We start from the raw sequence: 15657 nt of genomic DNA, 5'->3' as shown, positions 1-15657 counted from the left end.
TCCCTTTTAGTGCGGCAGTTTTAGATTTTGCACCAATTTTTCGATTAACGGCGTTATTTTGGCCCTAATGCGTATTTCCTTCCCTGTAATTCCATTCACCATCCTGGCGTCCGTGATCTTTTTCAATTCGGTTACGAACTTTTTTATAGATACTTCGGTTGACAATTCAATATGTTTGGATACTACTAGCGACATGAAGCAGACCAATAAGTGAAGGTTTATAGGCTCTTCTTTGTAATGGAAAATTGGTCTGGTCTGAAGATCGCTTTTAGATATCCTAAAAGCCTGTTCAATCCTGTACAGTTCGTGATAATGCCCTATTATCGTATTGTTGTCAGCAACACTTTCTTCCAGATTAGTGTAATACCCTTTTATTCCCAACAATTTTTTCGTTTTTTGGATCAGCGTACGGTTGAGTTCTAATACTTCGCCTCTCGATTTGGTAAACTTTGTCTTCTTACCCTTTGAGGGAGTCTGGATAATCGTTTCTGCTTTCTGTATCTGCTTTTCCATTTCGTACTTATCTTTTTTGTATCGTACTGCCGAATAACTGCATATCAGATATCCATTATCGGTTTTTATCCTGATGCTATGGCCGTCTTCTCTCTTGAGAGAGCGATCGATTTGTTCGATCAAGGGACTCGAAAGATTCCCCAGTCTTGCACCTACGATATAATTGATATTACTTTCGACCAATGCCTGGACATTGACCGAACTTATCATGGCCGCATCTGCGACGATGGTAAAATTGGCAACGCCATGCTTGCGGATGAACTTCTGTACGACGGGAAGGATCGTGTGCCCCTCAAATGTGCTGCCGGAGAACACCTCATAGGATACAGGGAAGCCTTCTTTGGTCACCATCAAAGCAACCAATATCTGGGGTTGTTGTGATTTATTGTCTTTAGAGAAGCCATTCTCCCTGAGCTCGTCTTCCTCAAAAGTCTCGAAATACAAGGTGGTTACATCATAGAACAACAGCTCGAAATTGAACGCGTAGCTGCTCTTTGCGAAGGCAACAACGATCTGTTCGACATCCTGCTTCAGCTCCAGCCAATCCCTGGCTGACTTATAAAAGCTCTGCCTTCGATGACGAATGCCAAAATAGGTATCCATCAGCTCTATAGATCGCAATTTTGAAGCAGGCTCTAAGATCCGCATAATGACAAGATCCAACAATAGTGGTTTCTTGATATAGGATAGACCGACCTTGTTGACGACTTTCGAAAGTACTTCATATAAAAAGGTATAATGTACACCTAAAAACTGCGCTCTGTCCAGGAAAATCAAATTGTCAAACTTTGTTTCCTCCTTGAACGGCAAGCTCGGTGTGTAATTGTCGATGAAATCCTGCGCGACCAACATAAGAGATTCGACTTCCGCCTCTGACCTTCCTGAACCGATATGCTTGTAGACTACCCTTTTTCGCTTATAATAATAAATTACCTGAACAGCCTTTGCTCCTGAGGCAGTCGTAACAGTTCGAATTCGTAGCATAATTTAAGCTTAGTGCGACAAATTACGGTTTTCAAAACTGTAAAATACTGATATTCAGAAGTGAATTAGTTTTAGTGCGACAAGGGAGGACAAGTCAGGAAGGGTTTTGAAACCCTTAACATCAATTAATTGCAAAGACTGACGACCCTGCCCATTATTGGTAGTGGCCATTAATTTTTTGTTAGCCGAAACAGCAATGTTTAATGGTAAATCGCCCAATTGTAAACTTTTACCCACAGGTGTTAATGCCCAACCATTGGGTAAAAGCACCCGCGAAGAATCTAACTGTGCTAATGATTGCGATTGGGCGGAATTAATGCCTAGAATTACTGCTAATAAAATGTAAATAATTTTCAATTTCATTCGGAATTAAAAGGTATAAGAATGAATAAAGGTCAAAAATAGAATTGCTGTTTTAACGGGCACTAAATAAATGTTGTAAAGCCTTTATGGTCAGTATACTTGTTGTTTTAATAAATCACATATTTCAAAGAGGTTGTATTAGATATTGAATACCGACCTATAACGGAATCTTTATCGAAATATCATCTTCCAATTTGAATTTATAAAGCATGCTTATTAAATTATTCTTGGTTTAAGTTTAAACTTTTTTTGTTTTTTGAATGGTTTTGTAAAACTCTTATGAACTACCATGCTACTATTAAAGAAACTCGACTGTTTCATTTAAAAAGCAAGTTTACAAAAATCAAATAATTATTTTTATAGTGATTACTTATGAATACCCAGACTCTAACAATCCCAGTTTCTTCGGATATTGGCTCAATATCTGCCGAGTGCTTTATTCCTGAAAGAAGTAACTGCATATTAACTATGGCTCATGGTGCAGGTGCCGGGATGAATCATCCCTTTATGGTTGCTTTGGCGAAATCTCTTTCAGAGAAGGGTATTGTTACATTGAGATTCAATTTTCCATACATGGAACAGAAAAAGAAAAGGCCCGATGTACCTGTTGTAGCCCATAAAACCATAGAAGCAGCAATTAATAAGGCAATCGAATTGTTTCCTTCCTTACCACTTTTTATATCTGGAAAATCCTTTGGTGGAAGAATGTCTTCTCAGTATTTATCGATTCAATCTGAAACAAATGTAAAGGGGGTAATTTTCTATGGGTTTCCATTACACGCTCCAGGAAATCCATCTATTGATCGTGCAGAGCATCTTAAAAACGTAAAAGTTCCTATGCTTTTTCTTCAGGGGACACGAGATGAGTTTGCAACTTGGGAATTGATAGATTCTGTTTGTTCAAAACTCCCTTTAGCTACATTAGTAGAAATTGAAGGGGCCAATCATGCATTTAAGGCTGGCAAAACGGATACCATCACAATCTTAAAAAAAGAAACTTACAATTGGATAAATCTGAGGCTAAACAGTTAGTTTATCTCTGGGAACTTTCCAAACACTTTTTTAATACAATTAAAACTTAGTATTGAAATAATTATGTGATAATTAAGTGATTGAAAGTGCGTTTTCTCGTAAATTTAATTAATCAGAACTCTAATTTTTGCTTGCTTATTTGACCTTTTTTAACTTGAACTTAATTCCATAATCATAATAAAGACCAAAAGATAGAATCAAGCTATCATTATCTAATTTTTCTATATTCCAATAAGATTGACCACTAAGTAGGATTGAATTGTTGTTATAAAAAGAATATCTATTAACCTTAAAGAACCAAAATTTTTCGTTTGGATTGCCAAAAAAACCTGAATTAAAAAAGTTAAAATGGACATTTTCAACTAAAGAATCTACGAGGCAAACCTTATCGTTTACTTTTTTATGCTTTTGCATAATATACGCCCCTTCCCATGAACCATTTGTTAACATTCGCCGTTTAAAAGCCACCTCTGTAGACTTATCTCGAGGCCACTTAAATAGGGTAATCAATAGAACTAATATTAAATAAATACAAGCTACCATGGTAATTGGTTTAAGCAGGAAAAACAAATCTTTTTTATTCAAAAACATCTTAGTATCAAAATGTTATCTAATATAATAATTGTTCTTTTAAAATATAAATATAATTTTATTTTTAAATAAATTAACTAATAGTTATTAAAAACTTATAAGAATTGATTTATAGATATATAACACTATTGTATTAGAAAATAAAACAACCCTATATTTTCTGTGTTTTATAAGAGAATTTGTACATTCAGGCTTAATTTTCTAACTCTACAATAATGAGACATTCGTCAGAAGAACGTGAATCGCGTGGCGGCGGCAATTTTTTAATAGGAAAAGAATTTAGCGGTTCTTTCGTCAAGATTTTTGTCATCTCAATAATCATAATATTTGGGTTGGCCTATTTACTTGGATGGATTTAAGTGAAAAATAACTTCTCCCCTCTTATCTTCTGAAATAAATATCCAGATGTGTTAGTGTTATTTGCAATTGGATAACTGCGCTTACTATTATGCATTATTAAAATCAAATTTCAATATATTATCATGTTAAGTCACCACGTATTATTTTGGCTCAAGGCTGATACAACAGCTGAACAAAAAGCCTCTTTTAGAAAAGGATTGGAATCGGTGAAAGCCATTGAAACTGTAAAATCAATCCATATTGGTACCCCTGCTCCTATTGAAAGAGCGGTGGTAGATACAACTTATACTTTTTCTTTATTGCTTTCTTTTGATGATTTGGCTGGGCATGATGTGTACCAGGTCCACCCGGTGCACAAAGCGTTTTTAGACGAGTTTAGAGGTTTATTCGATAAAGTTGTGATTTACGACGCACAATAAGCTTAATAAAGCAGGAAGGTTGATTAGTTAAAATCGACCTTCCTGCTTTATGTCAAATCTTTTTTTGCATGCATAGGCTTTCCTCTACCCCTATATATTGCCCATAATTTGGAATATAGTTAAATCCATACTTTTCATACAACCGAATTGCTTCGGGCTGTTTATTGCCTGTTTCAAGGATTAAATGTTCGAAATTCAGCTCTTTGGCCCATTTTTCAAGTTCATTCAAAATTAATTTTGCTATTCCCTGGTTCCTGTATGCCGGACTTACGTACATACGTTTTATTTCAACAGTGTTAGGTTGATCAATATATTCTTTAAATGCTCCACAGGCAACCAATTCATCGTCATGATAAACAACAACAGAGTTTTTTATAGAATCCAGTTTGTTAAACTGAGAGAAAAAGGCTTGTTTTTCGCCATATCGTTCAACTAAATCTATATCGAGAAGCTTTACCAAAGCAATAAAGTCAGGATTTTCGGAATTGGTGCGGATAATTTTCATGTTAAATGTGCCTTAAACCCAAAAAAGTCATTAGCCTCAATTTCTAATGACCGCCATTAGAAATTAAGAGTGTTAACTTGTTGATAACTATTGGTTTTATACCAATGTAAATTGGAGGAAATTGCAGTAAGTAAACCTTATTTGAACTTGGACCTGAAAATTGACTTTACAGACAAAGAAATAACTCCTTGGTCGGGTATTATTTTGATGAAAAAAATGTTGGACAGGATGGATTTTGAAGCTGCATTGGATCAGTTGCCATTGCCTGCCCCAGGGTCAAACCGGGGGTATTCTCCGCATCAACTCATCCAACAGTTTATGACCAGTATATGGTGTGGGGCCAACAAGTTTGAACATTGCGAGGTAACGCGCCATGATGCGGTCATGAAACAATGCTGGGGTTTCAAACAAATGGCAGGCAGTAAAGCCATCCAGCGCTTTTTTAATAAACATACCCTGGCCACCAACCAGCAGATCTTCACCCCTTTATACCAATGGTTTTTTGGCAATCTGCAGTATGATAATTACACGCTGGATGTCGACTCCACCATCCTTACCCGATACGGCGGGCAACAGGGTAGTAAAAAAGGATACAACCCCCTTAAGCCAGGCCGCAACAGTCATCATCCTTTAATCGCCTTTATAGAGGAAACAAAAATGGTCGCCAACTTTTGGCTGCGAAGCGGCGACAGCTATACGAGCAATAATTTTCAGGGCTTTTTAGCCGATACGATAGAAAAACTAAACGGTAAAAAAATAGGCTTATTCAGGGCCGACAGTGGATTTTACGGTAAAGAAGTATTTGAGTATCTGGAGCAAAGTCCACAAGTGGGCAACTACATCATTGCCGCCCGGCAGTACAAACCGATCCAACAAAAACTCGCCGCACAACACCTGTGGGTAAAAGTTACTGCTGGTATCGAAGTGGCCGAAAGCACTTATCAAAGTCCCCTGTGGGATCAACCCAGAAGGCTGGTCATGGTCCGCCAGCAAATCAGTGAACGCCCCTGTGCAACGGGCAAAACGCTGAAACTATTTGAAGACGAGGGCATTTATAAAAATTACCGCTACAGTTGTTTTGTCACCGATTTAACCCTGCCGGCACTTCAGGTGTGGAATCTGTACCGGCAAAGGGCCAATTGCGAAAACCAGATCAAAGAACTGAAATACGATTTTGGGGCAGACAGCTTCAATCTTAAAAACTTTGATGCCACCGAAGCGGCCCTGAACTGGGTGATGATGGCCTATAACTTCATCAGCCTTTTCAGGCAGGTCGTGCTTAATACCCAAGTAGAACAACGCCTGAAACATTACGCTACAAGGTGTTTGCCATTGGCGGGTATATGGTAAAAAACGGCAGCCAGAAAATCCTAAAACTGTCGCTGGCCATGAAACGAAGAGAATGGTTTACCGGCCTATGGAATTGTAATAAAACATTTGACTTGACAAAAACTTAAATCCCTAATGACTTTTTTGGGTTAAATAAAAAAATCCTTGCCGGTTTTAACCGACAAGGACCTTAAAAATTAATTTATATCGCTAATACACCACATATTACTTGATGAATAACAACTCACGGAACTTAGGTAAAGGCCACTGAGCATCATCAACAATAAGTTCAAGCTTATCAACGTGGTAACGAATTGTTTCGAAATAAGACTTAACTTTCTCATCATAAGCAATTGCCATCTCACGAGCGTCAGCCAATACGTTAGCTTTTTTACGTTCTTCAATCATTTCGTAAACAGCTTTCTTAATGGTTGATACACGCTCAGAAATTTCTGTGATAATTTCCATCTGGCTTGAAGACAATGCACCGTTTAAGCCTAATTCTTTCAAACCTTTAACGTTATCAATCAATCTGGTTTGATAGTTCAATGAAGCAGGGATGATCTGGCTGGTAACTAAGTCACCCATTAAACGAGCCTCAATTTGCAATTTCTTAGTATAGTTTTCTAAGAAGATTTCGTGGCGTGCATGTAACTCGCGCTCTGTGAAAATGTTTTGTTTTTCGAACAGTTCAACAGTTTTCTCATCAGTTAATACATCTAACGCTTTAGGGGTAGTTTTGATGTTTGATAAGCCACGAGTTTCTGCCTCTTGAGCCCACTCATCGCTGTAACCATTACCTTCAAAACGAATGTTTTTAGATTCTTTGATGTATTGACGAATAATTTTCATCAATGCTACATCTTTCTTCTCTCCTTTTTTAACCAGCTTATCAACGTCTTGTTTGAAGATGTTTAACTGCTCTGCAACGATAGCATTTAAAACTGTCATTGGGTTAGCAGAGTTTGCTGATGATCCTACCGCACGGAACTCAAATTTATTACCAGTAAAGGCAAAAGGTGAAGTACGGTTACGATCGGTGTTATCTAATAAAATTTGAGGAATTTTAGGAATGTTCAGACCTAAAGCACCTGAAAGATCTTTTTTCTTACGGTTAACAACATGTGATGATTCGATCTCATCCAATACTTCGTTTAATTGCTCACCTAAGAAGATAGAGATAATTGCTGGAGGAGCTTCGTTAGCACCTAAACGGTGATCGTTATTAACAGAAGCAATTGATGAACGTAATAAATCAGCGTGATTGTAAACGGCCTTAATGGTATTAACAAAGAATGTTAAGAAAATAAGGTTGTTTTTAGGCGTTTTACCAGGTGATAATAAGTTTTTACCTGTATTAGTAATTAACGACCAGTTATTGTGTTTACCTGAACCGTTTACTCCTGCAAATGGTTTTTCGTGTAATAAAACTCTTAATTTATGACGACGAGAAACTTTATCCATCAAGTCCATTAACAATTGATTGTGGTCAATCGCTAAGTTGATTTCCTCATAAATAGGTGCACACTCAAACTGACCAGGAGCAACCTCGTTGTGACGGGTTTTTAATGGAATACCTAATTTTAAAGCTTCAGTTTCGAAATCTAACATGAATGCGTAAACGCGCTCAGGGATTGAACCGAAATAGTGGTCTTCTAATTGTTGGTTACGAGCTGACTCATGACCAAATAAAGTACGACCAGTTGCAACTAAGTCAGGACGAGCAAAGAATAAGTCTTCGTCAACAACAAAGTACTCTTGCTCAATACCTAATGAAGCATTAACCTTGGTAACTGATTTGTCGAAGTATTGACAAACAGCAGTAGCTGCTTTGTCTAAAGCTGCTAAAGCTTTTAATAAAGGAGCTTTAAAGTCAAGTGCTTCGCCTGTATAAGAAACGAAAACGGTAGGAATACATAAAGTTAAACCTGAACCGCTTTCCATAATAAATGCTGGTGAAGATGGGTCCCAAGCTGTGTAACCGCGAGCTTCAAAAGTTGAACGGATACCACCGTTAGGGAATGAAGAAGCATCAGGTTCTTGTTGAACTAATGCGTCGCCACTAAATTTCTCAATTGCTTTGCCGTCAGAAGTTGGCTCAAAGAATGAATCGTGTTTTTCAGCTGTAGTACCGGTTAATGGTTGAAACCAGTGAGTATAGTGTGTAACTCCCCTACCCATAGACCATGATTTTAAGCCGGCAGCAATTTGCTCTGCCATGGTACGGTCAACAGGAATGCCAAGTTCAATAGAACTCATAACACTTTGATAAGCCTCTTTTGAAAGGAATTCTTTCATTTTAGCTTTATCAAAAACATTCGAACCGTAAAAATCGGAGATTTTGGTTGAAGGAGTAACCACTTTAACAACCGGTCTGTTCATGGCAGCTTCTAAAGCTTTAAAACGAAGTAGCGACATTCTTTTTAAGTTTAAAGTTAATTTTTTGTGTTGTTTAGGAGCAAAAGTACTTTATTGATTTGTTTTTACAAGCAATTTTTTAAAAAATTCTGTTTTTTCTCGTGAAAAATTAATTTTTTGCTGATTTGTGCAGGTAAAAATATTTAAAAATGAATTTTTTGTCTTAATTATTGTGGTTTTTTGGTGTTTTATAAAACTGCTCATTTTTTCAATAATGAACTATTTTTATTGAGCAAATTTTGTGCTATGTTTTAAATATATTGAATAATTGTTTGTAATCTCTATTAAATGTTTTTAAAATGACAAAAATAAGATGGTGATTCTATTGTAAATGTTATCATAAAACTTTATTTTGTTTTGGTGTAAATCAATAATAGTCTTAAATGTTTTTTAGGTAATTATTGTTTTATAATGGAAAGTTTTATGAATGAAATATAGCCTAAAGATTAATTAAAGAGTGCAATGATTAATCACGAATTAAAATTAATTTAAATCTTTGTTTCTGAAATATAGTAAGATAGCAAAACAGGGCGATTTTGGAGTTTGTATATATTAGGATTATTTACTTTATTTGCACTCGCTTTTAAGAAAGCTGCACCCATAGCTCAGCTGGATAGAGCAACGGTTTTCTAAACCGTCGGTCTCAGGTTCGAATCCTGATGGGTGTACTGAAAAACTATATAAAACCCCTGTAGGTCAATAGCTTACAGGGGTTTTTGCTTTGGAACGACGACTGAACACAAGCGTGAGCGAGGTGCAACTTACAATTCCACTAGGTTAAATTACTTTCGTAACGCTGGACAATGGAACGGAGTTTTCTTCGCACCTGCGTCAAGCGCCGGAACGTTAGCAGCCACCAATTAAGGACCTCTAAAATCTGAAAAAGAATCTATCTTTGACAGTGACGACACATAACATCTACATAACTGATGACAACTCAAGTAATAGTAGTTCTTATTCTGACATTTTTAATTAATCTCATCACCACCCTTTCCTACTCTGTTAGAATTGTTGGCATTAGAACTGGCCGAATAGCAATTTCCTTTGCATTATTTAACATTCTAGTTTTAGTTTCAAGAACTGCGAATGGATTTCAGGCTCCCCTTTTAGCCAAGACGGTAGAAATGGACATCAAACATGGAGTATTTGACAATATCGTCACCTTTCGGTTAATTATTTTTTCTTGCAGTTTGGCTACACTTGCAGGTGCATTCCTTATACCAACTTTTCAAAGAGTATTGGCTAAAGCAGTAATTAATTTCAGCGTACATAAATCCATGTCTAAATTGGTTTTGCATGGATTTTCTAAAGGAGGCATACTATATTTTAAGGACAATTTAACCTTACCAGCGAGAGAAAATGTTTCTCTAATAAAGTTGAATGAAGAGTTTCCCTGGAGGATGTTCTTTCTTAATATCGTGGCCATAGCTATCTTAACCATTGGAGTTTTATCTGCGGTTTATGCCTCTTATTTAAATCCCGATTATCGATCTACTGCAAGTAATTTATCTGCGTTTATAAATGGTTTTGCTACTATATTAATGTTTGCTTTTATTGATCCCAATTTATCGGCCATGACTGACGATGTTACTTTGGGTAAATGTTCGGAATCAACTTTTAGAAAGCAAATTGTCTATATGACAATAGCTCGTTTTTTGGGTACAATTTTGGCTCAATTGATTTTTTTACCTAGTGCTAAATTTCTTGCGTGGGCAGCCTCATATTTATAATGAAAACAATGCTAGTTGAAACATTAATTCTTAATTTTTTTAATCCACGCGTGAAATTTTTTGCGACGTTTTTGCTTATTTTCATTACTACTATTTCTTGTAATTCACCTACTTCATTCAAAAAGGATCGAATGGATCTAGAAAAAGTGAATATTATTAGCGGTTACGGATATATTAAGAAAAGTATTAAAGATAGCATCCACAGATTTCAGAATACCAACTTAAATATTGATTTCATTTTTGATAATGAGCATAAATCATTAATTCGCCAAGACAAAAATTCGAATTCAAATGATATAACGTATACTGTTCGATATTCTAATCATAAGCTTACAGGTAGAGATCAAATTAATTATATGCCAGAAAAGATTTTAGATTTTGAATTACAGGGAGTATATGAAAATAGCAACGTATCAGAAGATGATAGCGATATTTTTGGTTTTTACTTTAATCCTAAAACTAAAGATATAATTCAAATTACGCATATGTATTTTATAGGAAATCCCCAATCAGTTTTTGTGTTTTCAAATGGTAAAACCAATTGTTTTAAAGATAATTATTCTTTGATAAAGCAGCTTTTATTCTTAGATAAACCGCTTCAAACTGCTGATACGGTGAGTGTAAAATTGAATTTGAATATAAAATAATGACAAAATTGAAGAAAGACATAGAAAATTCTGACAGGGGAATTTTTTGAGTGTTCGAATTCATAACAGAAGGAATCGGATGGTTGCAAATTGTTGCTTCCCCACTTTTAATTGGACTTGCAATTGGAGCAACTATTTATTTCTCTGACCCGACAACAACAAGACTATTTATAGGAATCATAGTTGCGACAGTTGGACTAATTGTGGGCATCATTTGGGCGACAAGACAATGGAAAGGTAAAGGGACAATTTGGTTTATGTCAAGAATAATGGCGACACCAGAGCTAGACAATATAGATGGAGAGCAAAAATCAGAAACGACATCTAATTAATACAGAAAAGGAGAATTAATAATTAAAATAATATGAAGCGTCTACTCATCTTAATGCTTTTAGGACTATTAACTAGCTCTACAATTTTTGGGCAAATTATATATAAGAACGGAAAGGAGGCAGGTCGGGCAGGTCGTATTGCTATGGGATGGACAGGAAAATATGATTCCGATACAACCTTGAAAACAATTTATGATTATAATAAAATCCATTATACATTTAATATGAATGGCAAAGAGATGGTTTCTTTATCGTCTAAAGGTGCACCTGATTTTACAAAAGTTTTATCTCTAAATGATATAAAGGCTAAGTACACACATTTAGGGGACACCACCGCCATCATTTTAATAAATGGAAAGTTTATTGATGAAGATTATAATAAATATTTTCTTGAAGAAAGTGGTTTATGTCAAATAGTTGTTAAAAAATTTGCAAATAACAACAACTTACGCGTTGTGAATATCCATCTGATGGGCATAGGAAATGATATTCATACAACTTTAAAAGCAACCTATGAGTATAATAGAATCCAACCTGAAGTTGTTACGGATTACAAAGGGGGAACTACTTTAATGTCAAAAAATAGAGAAATTGATTTAACAAAGGGTTTATCTCTAAATGATTTAAAGGCTAAGTACACTCATTTAGGCGACACCGCTGCTTTATTTTTAGTAAATGGAAAGTTTGTTGATTATGATCACAATAAATATTTTATTGAAGATAGGGGGCTATATCGGATAGTTGTTTCAAAATTTGCGAATAACAGTAAAAATGTATCCGCCCGACGAACCCCGTCTTTTAAAGTTCAGTTAATTTCTTAAAGTTCTGGGGATAGAGGTCCCGGATATTCTTGTGGTTGATGGTCATGATGTTTTCCAGTGCGTATTTTAACCACCCGAAAGGATTGACCTCATTTTTCTTGCAGATGGCAAAGAACGAATAGATCATCCCCGCCCGCGCAGCAGCCTCATGCGTTCCTGCAAACAAAAAGTTTTTGCGTCCCAAAGCGATGGGGCGTATGGCATTCTCGATGGCATTATTGTCGATCTGCAGGCTGCCATCCTGGAGATACACGCTGAGCTTATCCCATCGTGCCATGGCATAGCGCATCGCCTTTCCAATCTGGCTTTTGGGCAAGGTGTTTTTTACCTCGGCGAAGATCCATTTACCGAGCTCGTTGAGTACCGGAAGTGCTTCATCCAGACGTAATTGCTTGCGTTGATCGGCCGGCAGCTGTGCTTCTTTAGCTTTGCGCTCCACCGCGTAGAGCTGCTGGATCAACTCGAGTGCTTTAGCGGCCCTGACCTTATCGTTTTCCAGTGCCCGTTCAAATTCCCTTCGGGCATGCGCCCAGCAGGCTACCGGGATGACCTCGGGCCGCTGGCCTATTTTTTCGTATACGCCGTAGCCATCACTTTGGAGATACCCCTTAAAGTGCGCCAGCATTTCTTTGGTAGCTACTGCACCGCGAGTAGGCTGATAGTCCATCAGGACCAGTCCGTCCAGTGGAGCATGATACACCCAATACCAGCCCAGGTGACAAGCTCCTTTCTTATCACTTTCTAGCACCTTGATGGTCGTTTCATCGACCTGCAAATAACCCTTGGCTTTGATGTCGAACTTGAGTTGCTCAAAGAGCGGTTCGAGTCGTTCCAGCCCTTGTTTGACCCAGCCTTCGAGCGTAGAGGAGGCAATGGGGATGTTTTCCCGGGCAAACCGCTGCTTTTGTCGGTACAGCGGCAAGTGATCCACATATTTATCGGTCAGGATCATGGCCAGCAGGCCTGCGCCCGGAATGCCCTTGTCGATTACTCGTTCGGGAAGCTCTCCGGTGGTGACCCCTTCACCGCTTTTGGCAGCATATTTATAGCGGATATAACGGCGGATGAAGAACCGGGCAGGTTCACACTCCAGCTCTTCAGTAACTTCTTTGCCGATGCATACCATTTCCGACAGATCACCCTGGGGATAGATCTCCACTTCCTCTACCGGTAAATGAGCCGGAAGGGCGGCGCGGCCTTTATGGGCAGACTGTCTTTTACGGGTATAGGTAATCTGTTCTTTGATGGTTTCTTCCTGAAGGGCCACTTCTTCTGCCGGAGCTTCAAATGGCAACACACCTTGTGCGGGATCGCCTTCGAAGCGTTCACGCTTCTGACCGAATTGCATTCGCTTGAAAAGCTCAACCTGCTGTTTAAGGTAGTCGACCTCTTCCTGAAGGGAAGAGTTGATTTTTTGGTAGGATTCAATGGCGGCATCTCTCCTTTCAATGGAGGTATCTTTCTCCTTCAAAAGAGCAATCAGGTTCTCTTTTGAGAGGTTTTCCAGTGCCATATCCATGACGTGAAAATAAGCAAAAAACCGCATTTGGGCAAATAAAAAGGCACTTTTTTATACTTGGTAGCGGCGTAACTGTCGACTCTTTTGCACCTCGACCCCTTCGATCATCAGCACCAGATCCGCCCAGCTCAGCTGCCCTTTGGACGATGCCGGGAAGGTCCCCTCTTCCAGGCGCTTATAGTACAACACAAAGCCTCCGTGTTCCCAATGCAGCAGCTTGATATGGGTGCGCTGCCGGTTTAGAAAGACGAAGACGTCCCCACTGGTAGCATTCCCCTTGAGCTCCGAAGCAACCAAGCCACACAAGCCGTCGAATGATTTGCGCATATCGCAGTGTCCCTGGTACAGCAAATACCGATGAGAAGAGTTCAGGCTAAACATCAGTAGAGGCGGATCAGTTCAGCAAGGAGATGCACAGGAGCGGAACTTGCGTTAAGCCGTACGCCATTAGGATAGATGATCTCAAGGGTTGCTGAGACCGCTTCAGTTGGGGGAGTGATGGCAATAAAACCTGTTTCAGTCCTTGCTTTACATCGTGCCACCCAGTTGGCAAACGTAGTTCGCTTTACCCCGATCATTTCACAATAAGCTTGCTGGGTTAACCCGCTTTCTTTCCATTGCTGCACGGCTAGGCGCATTTGCTCTATTTTTTTCATCCAACAAAGAAAAGATACCAGGAGGAAACTGTAAAGATGGGGTTGGTCGGGTGCTTACATATATTCAATTATTGGCACTTATTTTAAATCGTTTATTATATGAACCGAAAAGGATTTATTACTTCGTCTTTTTTGCTTGGTGGAACTTCGGTACTCCCCAATAATTCAGTTTTTTCAGCTAATTTTCTGCAAAACGGCATTGACAAACTCACCGACAAGGATGGAAATTTTATTCAAATTCCGCTTCCTTATAATCAGAACTTCTTAGAACCCTATATGGATGAAGAAACGCTGCATGCATTATACCTTTCACCACGGAGGAGCAGTAAAGGGTGCAAACAAAGATCTACAGCAGATACAAGCCGCACTTCAAACTGGTAATCTTGAAACAGTGGACTATTGGACTAAAAAGCTTTCTTACCATCTTTCCAGCCACATTCTTCACAGCATCTTTTGGACAAATCTCACCAATAAAAAAAATGATCCTACAGGGAATTTGTTAAAACGAATAGAAAGAGATTTTGGCAGCTATGATAAATTAAAAGGCTATCTCTCTAAAATTTCTAAAGATGTAGATGGAAACGGATGGGGAATTTTAGGTTATCAACCCTACACAGATAAACTCACATTACTTCAATGTGAAAATCATGAAAAATTAACTCAATGGGGCGTTATTCCGTTACTAGTGATCGATGTGTGGGAGCATGCTTATTACCTGAAATTCAAAAACAAGCGCAATGATTTTGTCGACAATCTTTTTAACATCATTAATTGGGGTATTGTGGCTCAACGTCTTGATATTGCATTGAAACTTTCATAAATCTCAGTTCAATCTCGTGCTCGTTTGCAATGAATCTTCCTAATGATTTTATAAATGCACAACTGATAGGTGTACTAAAAAGCTAATGGACCGGTTTCTTTTAAATTCAAATAGTTCATTGAATAAATTACATCGCAATTTGGAGTTGGAACAAGAGTTTTTGCATTCATTCGATCTTTCCAAATAGGTAATACATTATAACCTTTTCCAAAAGTTGCTTCAGATCCATCGCGCATGCCAATCACATTCAATGCGGACAAAGCAAGCATATAGGCTTCAATAGCTCGTTGTTCCAAAAACTCATCATAGTTTTTTTGAATTTCACCTTTGAAGGCCATTCGCCATTATATAATTTTTGCACTAAGGGAGATGCTGTTTGTGCAGAAACGTAACAGGAAATGAAAATTAACAGGAGAATAAATAAAGATGATTTTTTCTCTTACAATTATATTATGAGTAAAATTTAATGGCAGTGGTAAATGCTAAATAATTTTAAATTCTTTTTAATTAAAAACATTATAAAACTTATTTCAAATCCATGAGAATTAATTAAGTCTACTATTTCTCTCACCATAATCCGATGTCTTTCCTATATCTTTGCCGCAATTTTTAATATTC

At 37.7% G+C, this 15657-nt stretch carries 17 protein-coding genes and 1 tRNA gene; 9 read left to right on the top strand and 9 right to left on the bottom strand.

Going from position 1 to position 15657, the window contains the following annotated elements:
- Positions 1 to 6: 6 nt before the first annotated feature.
- Together L2B55_RS11835 and L2B55_RS11830 are read right to left on the bottom strand one after the other, a co-directional pair.
- Positions 7 to 1497 carry an IS1634 family transposase gene (locus L2B55_RS11835; protein ID WP_237845796.1) on the bottom strand — a complete coding sequence of 497 codons (1491 nt, stop codon included), beginning with the start codon at positions 1495 to 1497 and terminating at the stop codon, positions 7 to 9.
- Positions 1498 to 1551: 54 nt separating this feature from the next.
- Positions 1552 to 1860: a hypothetical protein gene (locus L2B55_RS11830; protein WP_237845792.1), complete on the bottom strand. Its 309-nt coding sequence runs from the start codon at positions 1858 to 1860 to the stop codon at positions 1552 to 1554.
- 372 nt (positions 1861 to 2232) lie between these two features.
- Here L2B55_RS11830 and L2B55_RS11825 point away from each other — a divergent pair, with 372 nt between their 5' ends.
- Complete coding sequence (locus L2B55_RS11825; RefSeq protein WP_237845790.1) at positions 2233 to 2892, top strand: alpha/beta hydrolase family protein; 660 nt, start codon at positions 2233 to 2235, stop codon at positions 2890 to 2892.
- Between the two features lie 135 nt (positions 2893 to 3027).
- On the opposite strand, the gene L2B55_RS11820 is transcribed toward L2B55_RS11825, so the two are convergent.
- Positions 3028 to 3477 carry a hypothetical protein gene (locus L2B55_RS11820; protein WP_237845785.1) on the bottom strand — a complete coding sequence of 150 codons (450 nt, stop codon included), beginning with the start codon at positions 3475 to 3477 and terminating at the stop codon, positions 3028 to 3030.
- A 488-nt stretch (positions 3478 to 3965) separates the two neighbouring features.
- Here L2B55_RS11820 and L2B55_RS11815 point away from each other — a divergent pair, with 488 nt between their 5' ends.
- Positions 3966 to 4262 (top strand): Dabb family protein, encoded by a 297-nt coding sequence (locus tag L2B55_RS11815; protein WP_237845784.1) that lies wholly within the window; start codon positions 3966 to 3968, stop codon positions 4260 to 4262.
- A gap of 52 nt (positions 4263 to 4314) precedes the next feature.
- Here L2B55_RS11815 and L2B55_RS11810 read toward each other — a convergent pair whose 3' ends face one another.
- Complete coding sequence (locus L2B55_RS11810) at positions 4315 to 4767, bottom strand: GNAT family N-acetyltransferase (RefSeq protein WP_237845783.1); 453 nt, start codon at positions 4765 to 4767, stop codon at positions 4315 to 4317.
- Between the two features lie 111 nt (positions 4768 to 4878).
- On the opposite strand from L2B55_RS11810, the gene L2B55_RS11805 reads away from it, so the two are divergent.
- Entirely contained in the window at positions 4879 to 6117 is a 1239-nt protein-coding gene (locus L2B55_RS11805) for an IS1380 family transposase (RefSeq protein WP_237845781.1), read from the top strand.
- Positions 6118 to 6321: 204 nt separating this feature from the next.
- Here the strand turns inward: L2B55_RS11805 and L2B55_RS11800 are convergent, their stop codons facing one another.
- On the bottom strand, positions 6322 to 8514 hold the full coding sequence (locus tag L2B55_RS11800; RefSeq protein WP_237845779.1) for a glutamine synthetase III family protein: 2193 nt from the start codon (positions 8512 to 8514) through the stop codon (positions 6322 to 6324).
- 594 nt (positions 8515 to 9108) lie between these two features.
- Here L2B55_RS11800 and L2B55_RS11795 point away from each other — a divergent pair.
- From L2B55_RS11795 to L2B55_RS11775, 5 genes are all read left to right on the top strand, one after another.
- Positions 9109 to 9182 (top strand) — tRNA-Arg (locus L2B55_RS11795).
- 261 nt (positions 9183 to 9443) lie between these two features.
- Positions 9444 to 10244: a lipid II flippase Amj family protein gene (locus L2B55_RS11790; RefSeq protein WP_237845776.1), complete on the top strand. Its 801-nt coding sequence runs from the start codon at positions 9444 to 9446 to the stop codon at positions 10242 to 10244.
- On the top strand, positions 10244 to 10891 hold the full coding sequence (locus L2B55_RS11785; RefSeq protein WP_237845773.1) for a hypothetical protein: 648 nt from the start codon (positions 10244 to 10246) through the stop codon (positions 10889 to 10891). Before L2B55_RS11790 ends, L2B55_RS11785 begins: the two co-directional genes overlap by 1 nt.
- 83 nt (positions 10892 to 10974) lie before the next feature.
- On the top strand, positions 10975 to 11223 hold the full coding sequence (locus L2B55_RS11780) for a hypothetical protein (protein ID WP_237845770.1): 249 nt from the start codon (positions 10975 to 10977) through the stop codon (positions 11221 to 11223).
- A 32-nt stretch (positions 11224 to 11255) separates the two neighbouring features.
- On the top strand, positions 11256 to 12044 hold the full coding sequence (locus tag L2B55_RS11775) for a hypothetical protein (RefSeq protein ID WP_237845768.1): 789 nt from the start codon (positions 11256 to 11258) through the stop codon (positions 12042 to 12044).
- Here L2B55_RS11775 and tnpC read toward each other — a convergent pair.
- Genes tnpC through tnpA form a run of 3 tightly spaced genes read right to left on the bottom strand, consistent with a single transcriptional unit; the run spans position 12022 to position 14219 of the window.
- Positions 12022 to 13563, bottom strand: a complete 1542-nt coding sequence (gene tnpC / locus L2B55_RS11770) for an IS66 family transposase (protein ID WP_237845764.1) — start codon at positions 13561 to 13563, stop codon at positions 12022 to 12024. The two genes, L2B55_RS11775 and tnpC, sit on opposite strands and share 23 nt — an antisense overlap.
- A gap of 51 nt (positions 13564 to 13614) precedes the next feature.
- On the bottom strand, positions 13615 to 13944 hold the full coding sequence (gene tnpB, locus L2B55_RS11765; RefSeq protein WP_255696433.1) for an IS66 family insertion sequence element accessory protein TnpB: 330 nt from the start codon (positions 13942 to 13944) through the stop codon (positions 13615 to 13617).
- Positions 13944 to 14219 (bottom strand): IS66 family insertion sequence element accessory protein TnpA, encoded by a 276-nt coding sequence (gene tnpA, locus L2B55_RS11760; RefSeq protein WP_237845749.1) that lies wholly within the window; start codon positions 14217 to 14219, stop codon positions 13944 to 13946. Before tnpA ends, tnpB begins: the two co-directional genes overlap by 1 nt.
- Before the next feature lie 280 nt (positions 14220 to 14499).
- Here tnpA and L2B55_RS11755 point away from each other — a divergent pair, with 280 nt between their 5' ends.
- On the top strand, positions 14500 to 15039 hold the full coding sequence (locus L2B55_RS11755; protein ID WP_237845746.1) for a superoxide dismutase: 540 nt from the start codon (positions 14500 to 14502) through the stop codon (positions 15037 to 15039).
- A gap of 74 nt (positions 15040 to 15113) precedes the next feature.
- On the opposite strand, the gene L2B55_RS11750 is transcribed toward L2B55_RS11755, so the two are convergent.
- A complete protein-coding gene (locus L2B55_RS11750; protein ID WP_237845743.1) occupies positions 15114 to 15377 on the bottom strand; it encodes a DUF1254 domain-containing protein in 264 nt (87 codons plus the stop codon).
- Between the last annotated feature and the right edge of the window lie 280 nt (positions 15378 to 15657).

The sequence above is a fragment of the Solitalea lacus genome (assembly GCF_022014595.1).
GTDB classification, from domain to species: domain Bacteria; phylum Bacteroidota; class Bacteroidia; order Sphingobacteriales; family Sphingobacteriaceae; genus Solitalea; species Solitalea lacus.
The sequence above is the reverse complement of the archived record's forward strand: the minus strand, read 5'-3'. Positions and strand labels throughout refer to the sequence as shown.

Bases quoted from the DNA above. Each gene is read 5' to 3' on its own strand.
- L2B55_RS11835 (WP_237845796.1), bottom strand. From the start codon at position 1,497: ATGCTACGAATTCGAACTGTTACGACTGCCTCAGGAGCAAAGGCTGTT.
- L2B55_RS11830 (WP_237845792.1), bottom strand. From the start codon at position 1,860: ATGAAATTGAAAATTATTTACATTTTATTAGCAGTAATTCTAGGCATT.
- L2B55_RS11825 (WP_237845790.1), top strand. From the start codon at position 2,233: ATGAATACCCAGACTCTAACAATCCCAGTTTCTTCGGATATTGGCTCA.
- L2B55_RS11815 (WP_237845784.1), top strand. From the start codon at position 3,966: ATGTTAAGTCACCACGTATTATTTTGGCTCAAGGCTGATACAACAGCT.
- L2B55_RS11810 (WP_237845783.1), bottom strand. From the start codon at position 4,767: ATGAAAATTATCCGCACCAATTCCGAAAATCCTGACTTTATTGCTTTG.
- L2B55_RS11800 (WP_237845779.1), bottom strand. From the start codon at position 8,514: ATGTCGCTACTTCGTTTTAAAGCTTTAGAAGCTGCCATGAACAGACCG.
- L2B55_RS11790 (WP_237845776.1), top strand. From the start codon at position 9,444: ATGACAACTCAAGTAATAGTAGTTCTTATTCTGACATTTTTAATTAAT.
- L2B55_RS11785 (WP_237845773.1), top strand. From the start codon at position 10,244: ATGAAAACAATGCTAGTTGAAACATTAATTCTTAATTTTTTTAATCCA.
- L2B55_RS11775 (WP_237845768.1), top strand. From the start codon at position 11,256: ATGAAGCGTCTACTCATCTTAATGCTTTTAGGACTATTAACTAGCTCT.
- tnpC (WP_237845764.1), bottom strand. From the start codon at position 13,563: ATGGATATGGCACTGGAAAACCTCTCAAAAGAGAACCTGATTGCTCTT.
- tnpB (WP_255696433.1), bottom strand. From the start codon at position 13,944: ATGTTTAGCCTGAACTCTTCTCATCGGTATTTGCTGTACCAGGGACAC.
- tnpA (WP_237845749.1), bottom strand. From the start codon at position 14,219: ATGAAAAAAATAGAGCAAATGCGCCTAGCCGTGCAGCAATGGAAAGAA.
- L2B55_RS11755 (WP_237845746.1), top strand. From the start codon at position 14,500: ATGAAGAAACGCTGCATGCATTATACCTTTCACCACGGAGGAGCAGTA.
- L2B55_RS11750 (WP_237845743.1), bottom strand. From the start codon at position 15,377: ATGGCCTTCAAAGGTGAAATTCAAAAAAACTATGATGAGTTTTTGGAA.